The sequence below is a fragment of the Alcanivorax quisquiliarum genome (assembly GCF_023051175.1).
GTDB classification, from domain to species: Bacteria; Pseudomonadota; Gammaproteobacteria; order Pseudomonadales; family Alcanivoracaceae; genus Isoalcanivorax; species Isoalcanivorax quisquiliarum.
Genome location: NZ_JALKII010000002.1, coordinates 592039 through 611581, shown reverse-complemented (window position 1 = coordinate 611581; position 19543 = coordinate 592039). Strand labels below are relative to the sequence as shown.

17 protein-coding genes are annotated in these 19543 nt (G+C 62.5%); 9 read left to right on the top strand and 8 right to left on the bottom strand.

Annotated elements, in window-relative coordinates:
- Positions 1-22 precede the first annotated feature (22 nt).
- From MU846_RS05750 to bioB, 4 genes are all read right to left on the bottom strand, one after another.
- Positions 23-838, bottom strand: coding sequence for a methyltransferase domain-containing protein (locus MU846_RS05750; protein ID WP_246950098.1), 816 nt, complete (start codon positions 836-838; stop codon positions 23-25).
- Positions 828-1634 (bottom strand): pimeloyl-ACP methyl ester esterase BioH, encoded by an 807-nt coding sequence (bioH, locus tag MU846_RS05745; protein WP_246950096.1) that lies wholly within the window; start codon positions 1632-1634, stop codon positions 828-830. The genes MU846_RS05750 and bioH overlap by 11 nt, the downstream gene beginning before the upstream one ends.
- Before the next feature lie 71 nt (positions 1635-1705).
- Positions 1706-2881 (bottom strand): 8-amino-7-oxononanoate synthase, encoded by a 1176-nt coding sequence (bioF, locus tag MU846_RS05740; RefSeq protein WP_246950081.1) that lies wholly within the window; start codon positions 2879-2881, stop codon positions 1706-1708.
- 49 nt (positions 2882-2930) lie between these two features.
- Positions 2931-4055, bottom strand: a complete 1125-nt coding sequence (gene bioB, locus MU846_RS05735) for a biotin synthase BioB (RefSeq protein ID WP_246950079.1) — start codon at positions 4053-4055, stop codon at positions 2931-2933.
- Positions 4056-4120: 65 nt separating this feature from the next.
- Between bioB and MU846_RS05730 the strand changes: the two genes are divergently transcribed.
- The 6 genes from MU846_RS05730 to MU846_RS05705 all read left to right on the top strand — a co-directional run bounded on the left by MU846_RS05730 (position 4121) and on the right by MU846_RS05705 (position 9028).
- Positions 4121-4861: a ComF family protein gene (locus MU846_RS05730; RefSeq protein WP_246950077.1), complete on the top strand. Its 741-nt coding sequence runs from the start codon at positions 4121-4123 to the stop codon at positions 4859-4861.
- A gap of 111 nt (positions 4862-4972) precedes the next feature.
- Positions 4973-5647, top strand: a complete 675-nt coding sequence (locus MU846_RS05725; protein ID WP_246950075.1) for a 2-phosphosulfolactate phosphatase — start codon at positions 4973-4975, stop codon at positions 5645-5647.
- Positions 5648-5673: 26 nt separating this feature from the next.
- Complete coding sequence (locus MU846_RS05720) at positions 5674-6909, top strand: acyl-CoA dehydrogenase family protein (RefSeq protein ID WP_246950073.1); 1236 nt, start codon at positions 5674-5676, stop codon at positions 6907-6909.
- Between the two features lie 78 nt (positions 6910-6987).
- On the top strand, positions 6988-7698 hold the full coding sequence (locus MU846_RS05715) for a hypothetical protein (RefSeq protein ID WP_246950071.1): 711 nt from the start codon (positions 6988-6990) through the stop codon (positions 7696-7698).
- Positions 7699-7768: 70 nt separating this feature from the next.
- The gene (locus tag MU846_RS05710) at positions 7769-8104 is read left to right on the top strand and encodes a 4a-hydroxytetrahydrobiopterin dehydratase (protein WP_246950061.1); all 336 of its coding nucleotides are present in this window, start codon (positions 7769-7771) and stop codon (positions 8102-8104) included.
- 90 nt (positions 8105-8194) lie between these two features.
- Entirely contained in the window at positions 8195-9028 is an 834-nt protein-coding gene (locus tag MU846_RS05705) for a glucosaminidase domain-containing protein (protein WP_246950058.1), read from the top strand.
- Positions 9029-9045: 17 nt separating this feature from the next.
- Here the strand turns inward: MU846_RS05705 and MU846_RS05700 are convergent, their stop codons facing one another.
- Entirely contained in the window at positions 9046-10089 is a 1044-nt protein-coding gene (locus MU846_RS05700; RefSeq protein ID WP_246950056.1) for a polysaccharide deacetylase family protein, read from the bottom strand.
- 121 nt (positions 10090-10210) lie between these two features.
- Between MU846_RS05700 and MU846_RS05695 the strand changes: the two genes are divergently transcribed.
- Together MU846_RS05695 and MU846_RS05690 are read left to right on the top strand one after the other, a co-directional pair.
- On the top strand, positions 10211-10669 hold the full coding sequence (locus tag MU846_RS05695) for a YiiD C-terminal domain-containing protein (protein ID WP_246950054.1): 459 nt from the start codon (positions 10211-10213) through the stop codon (positions 10667-10669).
- A gap of 2 nt (positions 10670-10671) precedes the next feature.
- Complete coding sequence (locus MU846_RS05690; RefSeq protein ID WP_246950052.1) at positions 10672-11319, top strand: acetoacetate decarboxylase family protein; 648 nt, start codon at positions 10672-10674, stop codon at positions 11317-11319.
- Positions 11320-11621: 302 nt separating this feature from the next.
- On the opposite strand, the gene hemE is transcribed toward MU846_RS05690, so the two are convergent.
- The 3 genes from hemE to gltB form a co-directional block, all read right to left on the bottom strand.
- The gene (hemE, locus tag MU846_RS05685) at positions 11622-12683 is read right to left on the bottom strand and encodes a uroporphyrinogen decarboxylase (RefSeq protein ID WP_246950050.1); all 1062 of its coding nucleotides are present in this window, start codon (positions 12681-12683) and stop codon (positions 11622-11624) included.
- Positions 12684-12796: 113 nt separating this feature from the next.
- Positions 12797-14218, bottom strand: coding sequence for a glutamate synthase small subunit GltD family protein (locus MU846_RS05680; RefSeq protein WP_246950048.1), 1422 nt, complete (start codon positions 14216-14218; stop codon positions 12797-12799).
- Between the two features lie 24 nt (positions 14219-14242).
- Positions 14243-18706, bottom strand: coding sequence for a glutamate synthase large subunit (gltB, locus tag MU846_RS05675; protein WP_246950029.1), 4464 nt, complete (start codon positions 18704-18706; stop codon positions 14243-14245).
- A gap of 421 nt (positions 18707-19127) precedes the next feature.
- Here gltB and MU846_RS05670 point away from each other — a divergent pair, with 421 nt between their 5' ends.
- Positions 19128-19304 carry a hypothetical protein gene (locus MU846_RS05670; RefSeq protein WP_246950027.1) on the top strand — a complete coding sequence of 59 codons (177 nt, stop codon included), beginning with the start codon at positions 19128-19130 and terminating at the stop codon, positions 19302-19304.
- The last annotated feature ends 239 nt before the right edge of the window (positions 19305-19543 follow it).

Below are 19543 nucleotides of genomic sequence, written 5' to 3'. Positions count from 1 at the left end.
GTTCATGCCTCGCGATGTGCCGTCAGGCCGGTTTGCGCAGCACGGCGTAAAGGACCTGCCAACTCAGCGGCAGGCCCTGAGAGGTGCGCAACTGCTCATAAGCAGACTGGAACGCGGCATAGCGGCGGCGCCCGGTCAGCCCGGCCGGCGCTGCCCGCACCACATGCCCGGCGCCGGTAGCACGCAGCATGGTGGCGATGGCGCGCACATCCGGGTAATGCTCGCGCACCTGATGCGTGTGCGCCGTGTCGACCTGCAGGCCGGCCGCCTGTAACGCCGCCAGCCAGTCGTCGCTGCGCTGAAACCGGTTCACATGGGGCGCATCGTCCGCCGCGGCCCAGCTTTCCCGCAGCTCGGCCAAAGTGCCCGCCACCGGCAGGCAAAAGGCAAACACGCCACCGGGCGCCATCACCCGTGCAATCTCCGCTGCCAGCGGCGGCAATGCCGTGCACCACTGCAAGGCAAACGAGGAAAACACCAGCCCGGCACTGGCGGCGGCCAACGGCAGTTGCATGGCATCTGCGCATACCGGCTGGCATTGCCCGACAAAGCGGCCACGTGCCACGCCTTCGTGCAACATCGGCTCGGCAATATCCAGCGCCAGCCAGCGCGTTTTCGGCAGTTGCTCGCACAGGGCGCGGGTAACAGGCCCGGTGCCGACGCCAAGATCAACGGCCCAGGCGGGCGCCAGATCTTCCGGCAGCATGCCTTTGAGGGTGCGCGCTGCCGCCAGTTGCAACCGCGCATGGGCATCGTAGCTGCGTGCTGCCCGGCCGAAGCTTTCTGCTACCGCACGGCGCGTCGCCACCGGCTGCTGTGGCGCTTGCTCAGCGGACAATGCCGTGCTCCCGGTAAAAATCGGTCACCGCTTGCAGATACAGCGCCGGGGCGGAAATAAACGGCACATGCGCCAGCTCGCTGAGGGTCGCCAGTGTGGCATCAGGGTGCAGCGCTCGAATATCGGCCTGCACCGCGGCGGGCACCAGATGATCGTGTTCACCGAACAACATCAGCAGCGGCGCCTTCAATTGCGCAAGCTGCTCACGCAAATCGGTATCGCGCAAGATATCCAGCCCGCCGCGCAATGCCCGCCCGGCCGGCAGCCCGCAGAAGTAGAGAATGTCTTTCAGCTTGCGCACATCGTCGCGCAATGTGGTGCTGCCTTTGCAATTGAGAGCCAGGAAACGGATCAGGGTGCCGTGTTCGTCCTCTCGCAGCACCTCGGCAAACTTTGCCAGCACCTCGGGCGCCATGGCAGCGGGCCAGCCGGGCGCCGCCGTGAAGCGCGGCGAGGTGCCGGTAGTCACCAGAGACTGCACACGCTGCGGGTGGCGCAATGCCAGTTGCAGCGCCACCAGCCCGCCCAGTGACCAGCCCATCACATGCGCACGCTCGGGCATGACGGCGGCCACCTGATCGACCAGAAAATCCAGTGTGTAATCCGCAGCCGGCAACGGGCTTTGCCCCATACCCGGCAAATCGATCACCGTGACCTGAAAGTGCGCCAGCAAGCCCGGCATGATGTCGTCCCAGACGATCGAGTGCAGGCCCCAGCCATGTAGCAACACCAACTCGCCAACAGGCGTTTCGCGGGTGCTGCGGTAGGTGTTGTGAAATGGAACCAGTGCCGACATGACGAGTGCCTTTGCGTGTCGTGAAGAATGTCTTTGTGTGTCGAAAAAGCGCCTTTGCGTGTCGATTGCAATCAATCGGGTGTATCGCCCGGCGCGTCGCCCAGCGCGGCCAGCAGGCGGGCAACATCCTCCGGCTGGTGCGCGGCCGACAGCGTGACCCGCAACCGCGCCGTGCCTTCCGGCACCGTCGGCGGGCGAATCGCGGACACCAGCACGCCCTGCTGTTTCAGCGCATTGCTCAGGCGCAAGGCGGCGGCATCATCGCCGATCAACAGCGGCTGGATCGGTGTTGCTGAATCCATCAGTGCGAAGCCCTGCGCCTGCGCGCCATGGCGAAACTGCGAAATCAGTTGATGCAATTTGTCCCGGCGCCAGCTTTCCGCACGCATGATCGCCAGGCTCTGCAACGTGGCTGCGGCCAGCGCCGGCGGCATGGCGGTGGTGTAAATATAAGGCCGGGCGAACTGGATCAGTGTTTCGATCAGCGCTTCGCTGCCGGCAATAAAAGCACCGAAGGTGCCCAGCCCTTTGCCCAGCGTGCCCATGTGAACCTGCACCCGCCCGGCCACGCCTTGTGCGGCGGCGGTGCCGGCGCCCTGCGGCCCGAGCACACCGAAGCCGTGTGCGTCATCGACCATTACCCAGGCGCCGTGCCGTTCGGCCACGTCGCACAGCGCGGCAAGCGGCGCGGTATCGCCATCCATGCTGAACACGCCATCGGTGACCACCAGCTTGCGGCGCGCATCAGCCTTCGCCAGTTGTGCTTCCAGACTGCCGGCGTCGTTATGCAGATAGCGGCGAAAACGCGCGCCGCTGGCCAGCCCGGCATCGATCAACGAGGCATGATTAAGGCGATCCTGGAACACCGCATCACCCTTGCCCAGCAAGGCGCCGATGGCACCCAGATTGGCCATGAAACCGGTAGAAAACAGCAGCGCACGGGCCTGCCCGGTTGCCTTCGCCAGCTGCTCTTCCAGCGCGTGGTGGTAATGGCTGTGGCCACACACCAGATGCGAGGCGCCGCTGCCCACACCCAGCTCGGCGGCAGCAGCCTGCAAGGCCGCGATAACTTCCGGGTGGTTGGCAAGCCCCAGGTAATCGTTGGAACAGAAATTCAGATAACGCCGACCATCGATGACCGTTTCACGGCCAGCAGGCGCGGCGGTGTTCAATCGCTGCCGATAACGATGCTGGCGCTGGCGTTCAGCCAATGCCGCACCGAGATCGAAGGGACAAGCCTGGTTCATCTTGCGTGCTCGTGTGGCGCGCTCACGCCGAGGCACTCGTGCACGCGCATCAGGCGCGTTTGTCGAGTACTGGCTTGGCCGGGCGCCGGCTCATGGCGTCATAAAACAGCCCCTGCTCCTCGGCTTCCTGCTCAGCGATCTGCCGCTGCAAGGCATCCTCGGCGGCCTCGTCGGAATAATCGCCCAGCAACTCAAGCGGGTGAATGCCCAGGCGTCGGAACAGCTCGCGATCGTGATCGGCTTCCGGGTTGTCGGTGGTCAGCAGGCGCTCGCCGTAGAAGATCGAGTTGGCACCGGCCATGAAGCACAGCGCTTGTGTCTGATCATTCATTTCCTGACGCCCGGCAGAAAGGCGCACAAACGATTGCGGCATCAGGATGCGTGCCACGGCAATGGTGCGCACAAACTCGAACGGATCAAGATCATCCACATTCGCCAGCGGCGTGCCTTCGATCTTCACCAGCATATTGATCGGCACCGATTCCGGGTGGTGCGGCAGGTTGGCCAGTTGTTGCAACAGGCCAACGCGATCCTGACGCCCCTCGCCCATGCCGACAATACCGCCACAGCAGATTTTCATGCCGGCATCGCGCACATTGGCGAGGGTGTTCAGGCGGTCGTCATAGGTGCGGGTGGTGATCACCTTGCCGTAATACTCCGGCGAGGTATCCAGGTTGTGGTTGTAGTAATCCAGCCCGGCGTCGGCCAGCGCCTCGGCCTGCTCCTGATCGAGCATGCCCAGTGTCATGCAGGTTTCCATGCCCAGGGATTTCACCTGGCGCACCATCTCCAGCACATAAGGCATGTCCTTGGCACGCGGGCTGCGCCAGGCGGCGCCCATGCAGAAACGCGAGGCGCCTTTCTGTTTTGCCTCGCGGGCTTCAGCTACCACTTTCTGCACTTCCAGCAGTTTTTCCTTTTCCAGCTCGGTGTTGTGGTGGCCGGATTGGGAACAGTATTTGCAATCCTCGGGGCAGGCGCCGGTCTTGATCGACAGCAGCGTGGATACCTGCACGGCGTTGGGATCGAAGTATTGCCGATGCACCGTGGCCGCCCGGAACAGCAGATCATTGAAGGGCAGATCGAACAGCGCCTGGATCTCCTCACGGGCCCAGTCATGGCGTACAGGCGCCATGGCGAATGTCGTCGGTAAATTGAGGGCTTCGGCGTTCATGCTCGCATCTCCGGGCGAATTATCATTGGCGCAGGCTAGGTTTTCACCCAGGAGCTGTCAACCACATGAACGCAAGCAAAGTTTACAAGAGGTCAATTATTGATCTTTTCCGTCTCGGCAGTTGCGTGCTCTGCCGCCACAGCGCCAGCGTGCAATCCGGCCTGTGCCACAGCTGCCGCGCAACACTGCTGCCGGCGCCAGCGCCAGCCTGCCGCTGCGGCCTGCCCTGCCCGAGTGCCGCGCCCGGCGGCGAGACGGCGCAAGCCGCGCCGTTATGCGGCAATTGCCTGGCCCGGCCCCCGGCCTTTTCCAGAATCTGTTGCGCGCATAGCTATGCCTTCCCGCTGGATCAGCTGTTCAACCGCTACAAGCACCGCCGCCAACTCTCTGCCGAACGGGCGCTGGAGCAACTCTGGCAGGCCGCGCTGCCATTCCCCGGCCCGCTGCCGGATGCCCTGGTGCCGATGCCCTCCCACTGGCGGCGGCGCTGGTGGCGCGGCTTTGATCCTGCCGCCCGGCTGGCACAGCAGGCCGGCGAACAACTGGCGCTGCCGGTACTGGACGCGTTGCGCCGCACCCGCGCAACGCCCCGGCAGCAGGGCCTGACGGCGGCCCGCCGGGCACGCAATCTGCGCGGCGCGTTGGTGGCTTGCCAGCCGGTCGCAGGGTTGTCGCTGGCGTTGGTGGATGATGTGGTCACCACCGGCAGCAGCGCGCGCGAGGCCAGCGCCCTGCTGCTGGCGTCCGGCGCCACTGACGTGCAAGTCTGGGCGCTGGCACGCACGCTGCCCGGTCGCAACTGGTGAGTCTTTAACGAGTGAACTTTACTTTCCTGTGAACCGTGCCCGCCGTACTGGCCGGGGCGCAGCGCAAAGGGGATGATATTGCCTTCGCTCATATCTCCCGCAGGTGCTGCATTGATTATCCAGATTGCCCAGGGGCATCAGCCGCCCCCGAATCCCGATGGCGTGACCGTTGTGATTGATGTGATCCGCGCCTTCACCACCAGTTTTTATGCCTTTCGCGGCGGCGCCAGCCGCATTTTGCCGGTGCCCGACCCGCAGGCGGCGTTTGCACTGCGCGAGCGCTATCCTGACGCGCTGCTGGCTGGCGAGATTGACGCGCTCCCCATTGAAGGCTTCCAGTTCGGCAACTCGCCCTGGGAAATCAGCCAGGCCAATGTCAGGGGGCGCACACTGATCATGCGCACCACCAATGGCGTGACCGCAACGCTGAACGCCCGCCCTTGTGCTGCCCTGTTCGTGGCCGCGCTGGTGAATGCCGCCGCCACCGCTCGGGCCATCAAAAAGCTCGTCCCGGAAAAAGTGGTGCTGGTGGCCTCGCACCCCACCGGCGATGAAGACGTGGCCTGTGCGGAATATATCAGCCACCTGCTGGGCGGCAGCGGCATCACACAGGACGAAGCCATCGCCCGCACTCGTAACGCACGCGCCGCGCAGAAATTCTACGCCGGCACTCATCCGCGCCTGCGCGCTGTCGATATCGACATGGCCGCGCAGTGCGAAGCGGAGGGCTTTGCCATGCGCGTCGCCGATGACGATGAGCTGACCATTCAGGCGCTGCCCGCCTGAACATCTGATTCTGCCCCGGAGGCCACATGATCCAGTGGAACGAACAACAACAAATGATCCGCACCATGGTGCGCGGCTTCGTGGAAAAGGAGATCGTGCCGCAGCTGGATGCGATCGAATACGAAGGCGTGCCGCCCTACGATCTGTTGCGCAAGATGATCCGCACGTTCGGCATGGATGTGCTGGCAACCGAGCAGTTCAAACGCCAGATTGCGCGCGAGCAATCCGGCAACGAAGCCGGCGAGCACGCCGAGAGCAAGCAACACGACCCGGCAGCAGCCGCCGAACAGGCCGCCATGCGGATGATTCCGATCATCGAGCTGTGCCGCCACGCACAGGGACTGGTGACGGCCATGGGAGTATCCATGGGGCTCGCTGGCGGCGCCATCATGAGCAAAGGCACACTGGCGCAGAAACAACGCTGGGCGCTGCCGCTGCTGACGCTGGAAAAAATCGGCGCCTGGGCGATCTCGGAGCCCGATGCCGGCTCGGATGCGTTCGGCCAGATGCACACCCTGGCCCGCCGCGACGGGCAAGGCGGCTATCTCATCAACGGCAGCAAGACCTGGACCACCAACGGCCCTTATGCCGACACCATCATTCTGATCTGCAAGCTTGATGAAGACGGCGTGGCGCCGGCCCAGCGCAAGATCGTGGCGTTCATTCTTGATGCCGGCATGTCGGGACTGACGCAATCGAAACCGTTTCAGAAGATGGGCATCGGCAGCTCGCCCACCGGCGAGCTGTTTCTCTCCGATGTGCAGGCCGGCCCCGAGCGGCTGCTGGGGGAAAGCGAGGAAGCCTACGGCCGCAGTGGCGCCAAGGGCACCTTCATGCAGGAGCGCGCCGGCATTGCCGCCATGGCGCTGGGCATGGTGGAGCGGGCGCAAGAGCTGTCGGTGCAATATGCCCGCGACCGCGTGCAATTTGGCCAGCCCATCGGCGCCAACCAGCTGATCCAGCTGAAGCTGGCGAAGATGGAAGTGGCGCGCATGAATCTCCAGAACATGGTGTTTCGCTATATCGAACTGGTCGGCGCCGGGCAACAGATGAGCCTGGCGGAAGCCTCCGCGATGAAGCTGTATGCCGCTCAGGCGGCCATGGAAGTCGCCACCGAGGCCGTGCAGATTCACGGCGGCTACGGCTACATGCGTGAATCACGGGTGGAGCAATTGATGCGCGATGCGAAGATTTTGCAGATATACGCCGGCACCGACGAGATGCAAGTGCTGGCCATCGCCAGGGATCTTCTGAACCGCTGAACCTGCCCGGCGGTGGGGCTGGCGAGCCGGTTGGCTGTGCTATCATCGCCCGGCGAACACATTTCGACAGGGTGGATAATGAAAATAATCAACGCACCCGTATGGTTGGCTCTGCTGGCGCTGTTGGGCGGCTGCCAGGCTCTACAGGGCGAACGCGACGGCGACACCTACCATGCCCCGGCGGCGGCTTACAGCATTGATCTGGGCATCAACACCTTTCGTGGCAAGGTCACACTGGACGAGCGCTGCGACGCGCACGGCGGCTCCACCACCTTCTGGGATGGCAGCGGCCGGCAATTTCGCATTGATTACCTGCACGCCGAAGATCACCCGCTGGCCGAGGCGCCGCGCTTTGCCTCCGACATGACCCGCCTCAATCTGGTGCTGAACAATTACCTGCGCCAGCGGGTCGCGAGCGCGCCGATGGTCACTTCCGTGGAACCGGCGCACCGGGAGCTGCTGGACACCAGCTCGCCACGCACCTTGTTTGCGGTGGTGCGGCTGGATATCGACCCGGCCCGTGAACCAGGCAGCAACGCCGTGGACGGCCCGCACTATTATGGCTTTTTGTTGTTTCGCCAGGGTGAGATGATTTATGTGCTCCAGCACCGGCAACCGGTGCTGATGCCCGAGAAAATGAAATCAGTGCTGCTGCGGCTGGCCGAAGCACTGACTATCCCCGGCCAACTGCGCAGCGACACCGATACCAGGCGCTTGCGTGCCACGCTGGCGCGCATGGCACCGGCCGGCAAGCAGTCCCCGTTGCGGCTTTGCACGCCAGGCAACTGACGGAGCGCTGTTGGCAAGCGCTGGTACCCGCCGCCGGGCTTCGGCCCGGCGCCGCAAAAAGGAGATTGCCATGGAGTTGGGAAAGCAGCATTGTGTCGCCTGCCAGGAAGGCGCCGAGGCCGCCACGGACAAGGAAATCCACGCTTTGCGTGGGGAAATACCGGAGTGGAAACTGATCGGGGAAGATGGCGTGCAGAAATTGCAGCGCCAGTTCAGTTTTCCGGATTTCGTCAGCGCGATGGCCTTTACCCAGCGTGTCGCGGATCTGGCGGAAGCCGAAGGACACCACCCCGCGCTGCTGACCGAGTGGGGTAAGGTGACCGTCACCTGGTGGACGCACAAGCTGGACGGCCTGCACCAGAACGATTTTATCTGTGCCGCCCGCACCGATGCCCTGATCGAATAATAGCGACTCATCAGCAGGGCAGGCGCGGCACGTTACACCCGCCGCCACCGGCGCTTGCCGGGGGCGGTTTGTGCATGAGGCTTGCCAACATTGAACAGCGTTTCTCTTCCTTCCGGCCCGTCCGGCTCGCCCGGCCGCGCCCTGCTCGGTATCGCCGCCGCTGGCCTGCTCGGCCTGCTGATGTTTTCCCCGACCCTGCTGCTGCATTACCAGATCCAGACGCCGGAAGCTGAAGCAGAAGAAGACACTACACCGCCCATCTGGCCGCTGCCCGATGACGAGACGGCGCTGCGCAAGGCGCAACTTATCAATTTGTTATTGCCGGCGATCCAGGCCAACAACCGCGAGCTGCTCGCCTTGCGTGCCGAGGCCGAGGCAATTCACCAGCGTTTTCGCGCCCGGCGGCTCACCGCGCAGGATTTCGACTGGCTTGTGGCCCAAGCGCGCCGTTATCGGCTGGAGCCGCCCGCCACGCCGGCCACGCTGACAGAAGACTGGTTCGCCACCCTGCTGCGGCGCATTGATATCGTGCCGGCCTCGCTGGCACTGGCTCAGGGCGCCATCGAATCCGCCTGGGGCACCTCGCGCTTTGCCGAAGAAGGGAACAATTATTTCGGCCAGTGGTGCTTCACGCCGGGCTGCGGCATGGTGCCGGCGCGGCGCCCGGCCGGTGCGCGCTATGAAGTGCAGCTGTTCGACACGCCGGACGACGCGGTACGCGCTTACATGCTGAACCTCAACAGCCACCCCCGCTATCGGCATCTGCGGCTGCTGCGCGAGCAGGCCCGCGCCCAGGAAAAGCCCATTTCCGGCCACACCCTGGCCGCCGGCCTGGAGGGCTACGCGGAAATTGGCGATGAATATATCTCGCGCCTCCGCGCCGTCATGCGCAGCAACGATTTCCGGCGCTTCGAGAGTTTCTGACGCGCCGGGCCGCCCACTTACTCGCTATACCAGCTCTCGCCACGGTGCATCCACAGCCAGGAATACCAGTAGAAACGGCCCTGGCCGGCGCTGGCGGTACAATTCACCAGCGTGCGGCCCGGTGTCAGATCGCGGCCCGGCGTGACGCGCAGTTGCACGCCGTCGCTGTGCACCTCACGCACAATCCCGGCGGCACCGCCGGCGAAGCAATTGACGTTGCGTTGCGCCCAGTCTGCGGGCAGCACCAGCGTCAGGGCTGGCCGCTTGTCGGTAGTAATCCCTGAGGCCGGCGACACCTGCTGCACCGGCATCGGCAGCGCCCGCACCTTGTCGCCGAGGCTGTCCCAGCCGGCGTAATGGCGGTTTACCGGAATACGCGGCACGTTCTGCCAATCCACCGGCGCGCCCACCGCGCCGCTGCGCTGGGCAAAACCGATATAACCCAGCTCGCGTAACAGCTCACGCACCTTGGCGTCGTGCTCGCCGTAGGGATAGGCAAAAAACTTCGGCGGCGCTTTTTCCAGCCACTGCGCCAACAGCTCCTCTGCCTGAGTGATATCCTCGCGCAGCCGCGCCAGCCAGGCACGCTCGGATTCATCCGGCTGACGGCGCACCATGTGCAAATGCTGGTGGCCGTGGTTGGTCAGCAGCCAGCCTTCGCGCTCAAGTGCACGCAGATCATCCGCGCTCATGATGTTGCCGCCTTGGCCGACCGCTTCGGTGGCGACGAACACGGTGGCGGGCCAACCCTGCTGTTTCAGCAGCGGCAAGGCATTCTCAAGAATGCTGCGGTAGGCATCGTCGAACGTGATCGCCGCCAGGCGGCTTTGCGCCGGCTCGCCCGCACGCACCCGCTCCACCAGCTCATCCAGACGCACCACCTGAAAGCCTTCGTCCGCCAGCTTCTGCAAGTGCTCGGCAAATTGCGCCGGGGTGACGGAGGTGGCCGCCGGCGTGCGCTCCGAGACATGATGATAAAGCAGGACGACGGCGGCCTGGGCGGGCAGGCTCAAGGCCAGCGCAAGGCAGGCTGCCGCTGCTTGTAGCAGAAATCTGTTCAATTGCGTCATTCCCCTGTCAGTTTCGGTTAGCCGCCGTTGTGCGGGTCGGTGCTAGCATGGGCCTCGATCATGAGCCGCACGGCTCTGTTTTCTTCTGCTTTTCTCGGCCATGGAGACTGCCATGTCGCTCTCACGCGAACAACTCGATACCCTGAAAACGGCAGCTGCCGCACCGTTTCCCTTCGTCAGCCGGGTCGGCGCTGTGGTGGAGGAGCTGGAAGTCGGTTACTGCAAGATGCGTATGCCGTTCGAGCCGAACGTGAACCACGTCGGCACCATGTATGCGGGCGCGCTGTTCACGCTGGCGGAGCTGCCCGGTGGCACCATCTATCTCAGCAGCTTCGATACCAAGCGCTTTTATCCGATCGTGAAAGACATGCAGATCCGCTTCCGCCGCCCGGCCACCACCGATATTACCGTGGAAGTGCGTATCAGCGATGAAGAAGTGCAGCGCATCCAGAGCGAAGCCGACGCGCAAGGCAAGGCGGATTTCGAATGGGAGTGCGAGCTGAAGGACGCCACTGGTGAAGTGGTGGCCATTTCGCGCAACACCTATCAACTGCGCAAGATCGGAATCTGACCATGATCGCTCCTGCTCCCTGGCAATTGCGTGGCCGCGCCTATGCATTCGCCCTGAAAGCCGGCCCCGACCAGCGTGTCGATCAGGCCGGCGCCGCGCCACAGCTTGGCGCACCCGGCGGCGGCCGCAGCATCATGATGTTTGTCGATTACGAGACATCCGATGTCGGCCCCTATCACGAGCTGCTGTTCATTCCCGGCCATTATCGCTTCCCCGACGGCCGGCGCTATTCCTCCATTGGCCGCATTTATGTGTCCAGCCAGGCCAGCGTCGACAACGGCCGCCGTAATTGGGGCATTCCCAAGGAGCTGGCAGATTTCGAGGTGGTGCGCGGCAACCGCACCGATGCGGTCACGATCTCGCTGGGTGGCAAGGCGTTTTGCCGCTTGCAGCTGTCCCACGGGCGCCTGGGGCTGCCGGTATCCTCCACCTGGCTGCCACAACGGCAGCTCACGCTGGCGCAGCTGCTGGATGAAAAGATGTTTCGCTATACGCCGGTATCACGCGGCCGGCTGTCCCTTTCCCGGCTGCGGGAATTCTGGGCCGATGGCGAGCACTTTCCGGCTCTGAGCGCCGGCCGCGGCACCGTTGGTGGCTACATGAGCAATTTCCAGATGACGTTTCCGGTGGCGAAAATTACCGAGCTTTGAATCGCACCTGCCCATGGCCATCGGCGGTCATGCAGAACAGCCGATGGCTGACTCGAAGGGCTAGAAAATACATTGTCGACTTTCGTGGAGCCATTTCAGATCTCCGCGAAAGCACCAAAAGGTTATTCAAAATAGCGCTGCTTTTGCTCCGCTCTTTCCTTGTGGCAAAGCCACCCATAAAGGCTCCACCGAAATCGATGATGAACCATAGAAGAGCCCCGCCACAGGGCGGGGCTCTTCTATTCAGGGGCGGCTTCTTTTGCGGGCCTTTTGCTTGCGGCTGTCGGGCCGAGAGCAGCCACTCAGCGGGCGCTGAACTCGTGCACGGCATCAATGAAAACACCTGCGTGCACGGGATCCACTTCGGGGGTGATGCCATGGCCGAGGTTGAAGATATGCCCGTTGTGCGGGCCGAAATCCGTCAGGATGCGTTTCACTTCGGCGCGGATCGCATCCGGCGAGGCGTATAGCACGGCCGGGTCCATGTTGCCTTGCAGGGCGACGCGATCGCCCACGCGCTCACGCGCCTTGCCGATATTGATCGTCCAGTCCAGACCCAGCGCATCGCAGCCGGTGGCCGCCATATCTTCCAGCCACAGGCCACCGTTCTTGGTGAACAGGATAACCGGTATCTTGCGGCCTTCGTGCTCGCGGATCAGGCCATCGACAATGCGCTGCATGTAATCCAGCGAAAACGTCTTGTAGGCTTCCGCCGACAGCGAACCACCCCAGGTATCGAAAATCTGCACCGCCTGCGCGCCGTGGCGAATCTGCGCGTTCAGATAATCGATCACCGATTCGGTCAGCTTTTCCAGCAACCGGTGCGCCAGCTCCGGCTGGCTGTAGGCCATCGCTTTCAGGTGGCGAAAATCCCGTGACGAGCCGCCTTCCACCATATAGGTGGCCAGCGTCCAGGGGCTGCCGGAAAAGCCGATCAGCGGCACCCGGCCACCCAGAGCGTGGCGAATGGTGCTCACCGCCCGCATCACATAATCCAGATCCGTTTCCGCCTTCGGCACCGGCAGGGCATCGATATCGGCTTCCGTGCGCACGATCTTGCGGAAGCGCGGGCCTTCACCCGTCTCGAAATACAGCCCCAGACCCATGGCGTCGGGAATGGTGAGGATATCGGAAAACAGGATGGCGGCATCCAGCGGGTAACGCTCCAGCGGTTGCAGCGTGACTTCGCAGGCCATCTCGGCGTTCTTGCAAAGATCCATGAACGAGCCGGCCTTGGTGCGCGAGGCGCGATACTCCGGCAGGTAGCGTCCTGCCTGGCGCATCATCCACACTGGCGTCATATCGACTTCCTCGCGATTCAGCGCACGCAGGAAGCGGTCATTCTTGAGTGTCGGAAAGCTCATTGCTTGATCCTTGTCGGCAGACGCCGGGCTTGCCCGGCGTGAATTCACTGCACACACAACAAGGCCCGCCTGTGCGGGCCTTGTTGTGCTCGTAAGGTGGTGCGCCTGAGAGCTCAGACGCCCAGATAATCCAGTATACCCCTGGCGGCCTCACGGCCTTCCCAGATCGCCGTGACCACCAGATCTGAGCCTCGCACCATATCACCACCGGCAAATATTTTCTCGTGGCTGGTCTGGAACGGGAACGCCTGCTGCTCCGCTGCCAGCACCCGGCCGGCATCGTCGAGGGCGATTTCATGGCCCTCGAACCAGGCCGCAGGGCTGGGGCGAAAACCGAACGCAATCACCACCGCATCGGCCTCCAGCACCGTCTCGGAACCGGGTACCGGCTCCGGCAGGCGCCGGCCGTGGGCATCCGGCTCGCCCAGGCGAGTTTCCACCACTTGTACACCAGTGACCTGCCCGTGCTCGCCCACGATGGCGATCGGCTGCCGGTTGAAGAGAAACTGCACGCCCTCTTCACGCGCGTTGGCCACCTCACGGCGAGAGCCGGGCATGTTTTCCTCATCGCGGCGGTAGGCGCAGGTAACGCTCGCCGCACCCTGACGAATGGCGGTGCGATTGCAATCCATGGCGGTATCGCCGCCGCCCAGCACCACCACCCGTTTGCCGGCCATATCAATGAAATCCGCTGCGCTTTTCTCGAAGCCCAGGTTGCGGTTGGCGCTGGAAATCAGATACGGCAGTGCCTCGAACACGCCCGCGAGTTGCTCGCCGGGAAAGCCGCCTTTCATATAGGTGTAGGTGCCCATACCCATGAAAACCGCATCGAACTCGGCCAGCAGCGCATCAATAGTGATATCGGTGCCGATGTCGGTATTGAGACGAAATTCCACACCCATGCCTTCGAACACTTCCCGGCGCTTGGCCATTACCGGTTTTTCCAGCTTGAATTCGGGTATGCCAAAGGTCAGCAGGCCGCCGATTTCCGGGTAGCGATCGAACACCACCGGCTTGACGCCGTTGCGCACCAGCACATCGGCGCAGCCCAGCCCGGCCGGGCCGGCGCCAATCACCGCCACGCGTTTGTCCGTCCACACCACACGCGACATATCCGGGCGCCAGCCCATGGCCAGTGCGGTGTCGGTGATATATTTTTCGGTGGCGCCGATTGTGACCGCGCCGAACCCATCGTTGAGCGTGCAGGCGCCTTCACACAACCGGTCTTGCGGGCAGACGCGCCCACATACTTCCGGTAGCGAATTAGTCTGATGGCACAGCTCCACGGCTTGCAGCAGATTGCCTTCGGCAATCAACTTCAGCCAGTTCGGAATATAATTGTGAACCGGGCACTTCCACTCGCAATACGGATTGCCGCAGGCGAGGCAGCGGTGAGATTGCTGCTCCACTTCTCTGGTTTCGTACGGATAATAGATTTCCGCATACTGCCCGCGACGTAATTCCGCCGGTTTCTTTTTCGGGTCCTGCCGTGGCACGTCGAGAAACTGAAAGCTGTTGTCGAGACGTTCAACCATCGCTTTTTCTCCGCTGTTGCCCGGTCACGCCGGATTGGCCCGCATACTCTTGAGGAGGTTCTCAAGATTCGCAGCCTTCGGTTTCACCAGCCAGAACTTGCGGCTCATGCCGTCAAACTCATCCAGCACATGCGCGCCCCATTCACTGCCGGTCTCAGCAACGTATTCCCGCAGCACCGTGCGCAGATGGCTGCGATGGGCCTCCATCGGCTCCGTGCTGATGCGATGCAATTCGATCAGCTCCGGGTTGATGCGATCAAAGAAACGGTTATGCAGATCCAGCACATAGGCGAAGCCGCCGGTCATGCCCGCACCGAAGTTGTAGCCCGTCTCACCCAGCACCGTGACATATCCGCCGGTCATGTATTCACAGCAATGATCGCCCGCACCCTCTACCACCGCATGGGCGCCGGAGTTGCGCACGGCGAAACGTTCGCCGGCCAGACCGGCGGCAAACAGTTTTCCGCCCGTGGCACCGTACAGGCAGGTGTTGCCGATAATGGCTGTTTCCTGAGTGTGGTACGTGCTGCCCGCCGGCGGCCGGATAACCAGCTTGCCGCCCGCCATGCCTTTACCCACGTAATCGTTGGCATCCCCTTCCAGATAGAGGTGCAAGCCGCCAGCGTTGAACACGCCAAAGCTCTGGCCGGCCGTGCCCACGAGGCGCACTTTCACCGGTGCTGTTTCCATGCCCAGATTGCCATGGCGGCGGGCTATCTCGCCGGACACTCTGGCGCCAATGGAGCGGTTGCAGTTGGTGATCGGATAATGGAACGAGCCGCCGCTGCCGCGCTCGATGGCCGGCAGGATATCGCGCACCATTTGCTCGGCCAGTTCGCCTTTGTCGAAGGGTTCGTTGCGCGGTGTCTGGCAGAACTGCGGCTTGTCTGCGGGCACTTGATCGTTTCGCAATACAGGCAGCAGATCCAGTTTCCCTTGACGCGCTGTCTCGCCTTCGAGGCGCCGCAGCAGATCGGTGCGCCCGATCAGCTCCGCCAGGCTCCGCACGCCCAGCGCTGCCAGCAGCTCGCGCACTTCCGTGGCCACGAAAGTGAAATAATGAATCAGCATTTCCGGCCCGCCGACAAAATGCTCCTTGCGCAAATCTTCCCGTTGGGTGGCGACGCCGGTGGCGCAGTTGTTCAGGTGGCAGATGCGCAGATATTTACAGCCCAGCACGATCATCGGCACGCTGCCAAAACCGAACGACTCGGCGCCCAGTATCGCCGCCTTGACCACATCCACGCCGGTCTTCAGGCCGCCGTCAGTTTGCAGGCGAACCTTGCCGCGCAAATCATTGCCGCGCAGTGCCTGGTGCGCTTCCGCCAGCCCCAGCTCCCAGGGCGAGCCGGCATAACGGATCGAGGTCAGCGGGCTGGCCGCCGTGCCGCCGTCATAACCGGAAATGGTAATCAGATCAGCGTATGCCTTGGCCACCCCCGCCGCGATGGTGCCGACGCCCGGCTCCGATACCAGTTTCACCGACACCAGCGCCTCGGGATTGATCTGCTTGAGATCAAAAATCAGCTGCGCCAGATCCTCGATGGAATAAATATCGTGATGCGGCGGCGGCGAGATCAACGTCACGCCCGGCACCGAATGGCGCAATCGGGCAATCAATGCGTTCACCTTGCCGCCGGGCAGCTGGCCGCCTTCGCCAGGCTTGGCGCCCTGCGCGATCTTGATCTGCAGTACTTCAGCATTGACCAGATATTCCGGCGTGACACCAAAACGCCCCGAGGCCACCTGCTTGATCTTGGAAACCCGCTCCGTGCCATAGCGCGCCGGATCTTCACCGCCCTCGCCGGAATTGGAACGCCCGCCAAGACGATTCATGGCAGTGGCAATCGCCTCGTGGGCTTCCGGCGACAACGCGCCCAGCGACATACCGGCAGAGTCAAAGCGCAGCAGGATATTTTCTATCGGCTCCACATCACTCAGCGGTACTGGCGTGACATCGTCACGCAGTGCCAGCAGATCACGCAGGGTCGCCACCGGGCGCTTGTTCACCAGCTCGGCAAAGCGCTGATACGCCGCGTAATCACCGCTGTTGACAGCATCGTGCAAGGCGTGGATCACGTCCGGATTGAAGGCGTGATATTCCTTGCCGTGGATATATTTCAGCACGCCACCCGCATCCACCGGCTTGCGCTGTTTCCAGGCATCGCTGCGCAGCGATAGAAAATCCGCTTCGAAATCGCTGAAATCCGCACCGCCGATCCGGCTTGGAACACCAGTGAAACAGAGCTCCACCACGTCATCGGCAATACCGATGGCCTCGAACAGTTGCGCACCGCGATAAGAAGCAATAGTGGAGATGCCCATCTTCGACAGGATCTTCATCAAGCCTTTGTTAATGCCTTTGCGGAAATTTTTCTGTAGCTCTTGCACATCGCCGAGCAGCTCGCCCGTGCGCGCCATATCCTCGATCACATCGTAGGCCAGATAGGGATAGACCGCCGTGGCGCCAAAGCCGAACAGCACCGCGAAATGGTGCGGATCGCGCACCGTCGCGCTCTCCACAATAATATTGGCATCACACCGCAACCCGAGGTGGCTGAGATGGTGATGCACGGCGCCGGTGGCCATGGCCGCATGAATGGTCAGCTTGTCCGGCTCGATGCCGTGATCCGACAGCACCATCAATACCTTACCACTGCGCACCGCCGCCTCGGCGCGCGCGCATAGATTCACGATGGCCTGGCGCAAACCGGTGACCGCGTCGTAATGCAGCGATAACCGCTCGCTGCTGTAGCCGGGCCGCTCGATGCTGAGCAAGGCAGCAAATTTCGAGTGCGACAGGATTGGCGTGGAAAGAATCGCCCGGTCGGCATGTTCGGCGGTTTCTTCAAACACATTGCGCTCGGCACCGACGCAGGTTTCCAGCGACATGACGATGGCTTCGCGCAGCGGATCAATAGGCGGGTTGGTGACCTGCGCAAATTGCTGCCGGAAATAATCATACAGGGGCCGCACGCGGCGCGACAGCACGGCCATCGGCGTGTCATCCCCCATGGAACCGACCGCCTCCTGCCCGTTTTCCGCCAACGGCCGCAGCACCTGATCGCGTTCTTCAAAGGTGATCTGAAACAGTTTCTGGTATGCCAGCAACTGCTCGGCCGGCACGTTATCAAGGCGCGGTGTCTCGACGCCGTAATCTGCTTCGATACGCAGGCTGTGATTTTTCAACCACTCGCGATATGGCTGGCCCACCTTCAGGCGCGCATCAATATCTTCCGTGCGCAGCAGCTCGCCGGTTTCGGTGTCTACCGCCAGGATCTGCCCTGGCCCGACCCGGCCCTTTGCGACGACATCTTCGGCGGCATAACTGTACACACCGATTTCCGAAGACAGTGTGATGAAACCGTTGCGGGTAATCACCCAGCGCGCCGGCCGCAGGCCGTTGCGATCCAGCATGCAGACCGCGTAGCGCCCGTCGGTGAATACCAGCCCGGCGGGACCATCCCATGGCTCCATGTGCATGGAGTTGTATTCATAGAATGCGCGCAAATCGGCATCCATGGTTTCCACGTTTTGCCAGGCCGGCGGCACCATCATGCGCACGGCGCGAAACAGATCCATACCGCCTGCGAGCAATATTTCCAGCATGTTGTCCATGCTGGAGGAATCCGAGCCGCTGCGATTGACCAACGGCCCGAGTTTCTCCAGCTCCGGCAACAATTCATTGGCAAACTTCGGTGTGCGCGCTACCGACCAGTTGCGGTTACCGGAAATGGTGTTGATCTCGCCGTTGTGTGCCAGATACCGAAACGGCTGGGCCAAGGGCCAGCGCGGCATGGTATTGGTGGAGAAACGCTGGTGGAAAATAACAACTGCGGTGGCCATGGCCGGATTCCCCAGATCGGGGTAAAACCGGGGCAGATCCACCGGCATCATCAGGCCTTTGTATGAAACGACGGAGGAGGAGAGGGAGCAAACGTAGAAGTATTCATCAGTGCCGAGTCGGTTTTCGGCGTGGCGGCGGGCGAAGAACAGGCGACGATCAAGCTCTGCCTGCGATAACCCTGCCACGCCTACCAGCACCTGGGCAAAGCCCGGCATGCTGGCCGTGGCAATGGGGCCGAGGCAGGCGGCATCAGTGGGTACCTCCCTCCAGCCATATACCTCCACCTGCTGACGCCGAAGCTCTTCCTCCAGCACCGCACGTTGCAGGGCTGCCTGCTCGGCCTCCGGGTGCAGAAACAACATGCCGACGCCATAGTGCTCTGGCAGGGTGACGCCCTGTTCGGCTGCGATGTGTCGAAAGAATGAATCCGGTTTCTTCAGCAACAGCCCGCAGCCGTCGCCTGTCTTGCCGTCTGCGTTGATGCCGCCGCGGTGCGTCATGCAGGTCAGCGCTTCGATTGCAGTACGCAGAAGCTCGTGGCTGGCCTGACCCTCGGTGTGAGCGATCAGGCCAAAGCCGCAGTTATCCCGATAATCTCCGGGACCACAAAGCCCCTGCACCAGCCTTGAATTCTGCTGCATCCAATAGATTCCTCTTCAAATTCATATAGTTACAGAGGAGAAACAGACGCCCGGCGTGCGACGCCGAAAAAAAAGGGAGGCCATCTTACATACGGAAAGGGCATGCGCACAAATCAAATTTTCCGCTGAGCAAGAGAAAAGGCGCTACTGATCCGCACACCAGCCCACCATTGTGCGCCCATCACGGCCGGTGTGGCGAGCGAGCGGGCTCGTGAATTGCCGGGTTGCCAAGCACCATGGAAGTGCTGTCGTCAGCGCATAACGGCTGCTATGGGAGTGCTGTAGCAGGCTGCTGCGAGGAGTGGTATGCAGAGCGGTATGAGAAGCGCTATTGCGCGCGCCATGACAAACACCATGGAGAGCGGAGCGCGCTAGGGCAACTGTCGTAGCGTGTACCCGGACGAGCGCACAGGAAAGCGCCGTGCAAGGAGCCGATCGCGGGGAATTCTGTGCGGGCATGCTGCGCAGCAAGCGCCGCTCGGAAAGCGCTGTGCTGACGTTTGCCCAAGCTACCGTCTACCAAGCGTTTTCTACCAAGCCCGCTTTTATCAGCCTGTCTTTTATCGAGCTGTCTGCATCGAACTGTCGCTATCGGTAACACGGCGCAGAACTGCCTTGGCACTAGCACCCGGCAAGCCGCACCGCTTCAGATCTGTCGCCCGGCGAGGGAGGCCGCAAGAACCTGGCACAACAGGATACATGGCAGATCGCAGGCGCCGAGGCGAAAGAGTCGCGTCAACAAACGTGCATCATGCGGCCTTGGCGGAGTGTAAGTGCCCACCACCGCACGCGAGATGCCGCATCAGAAGCGGCGAAAGCGGGAAAAGAGCCCGACCT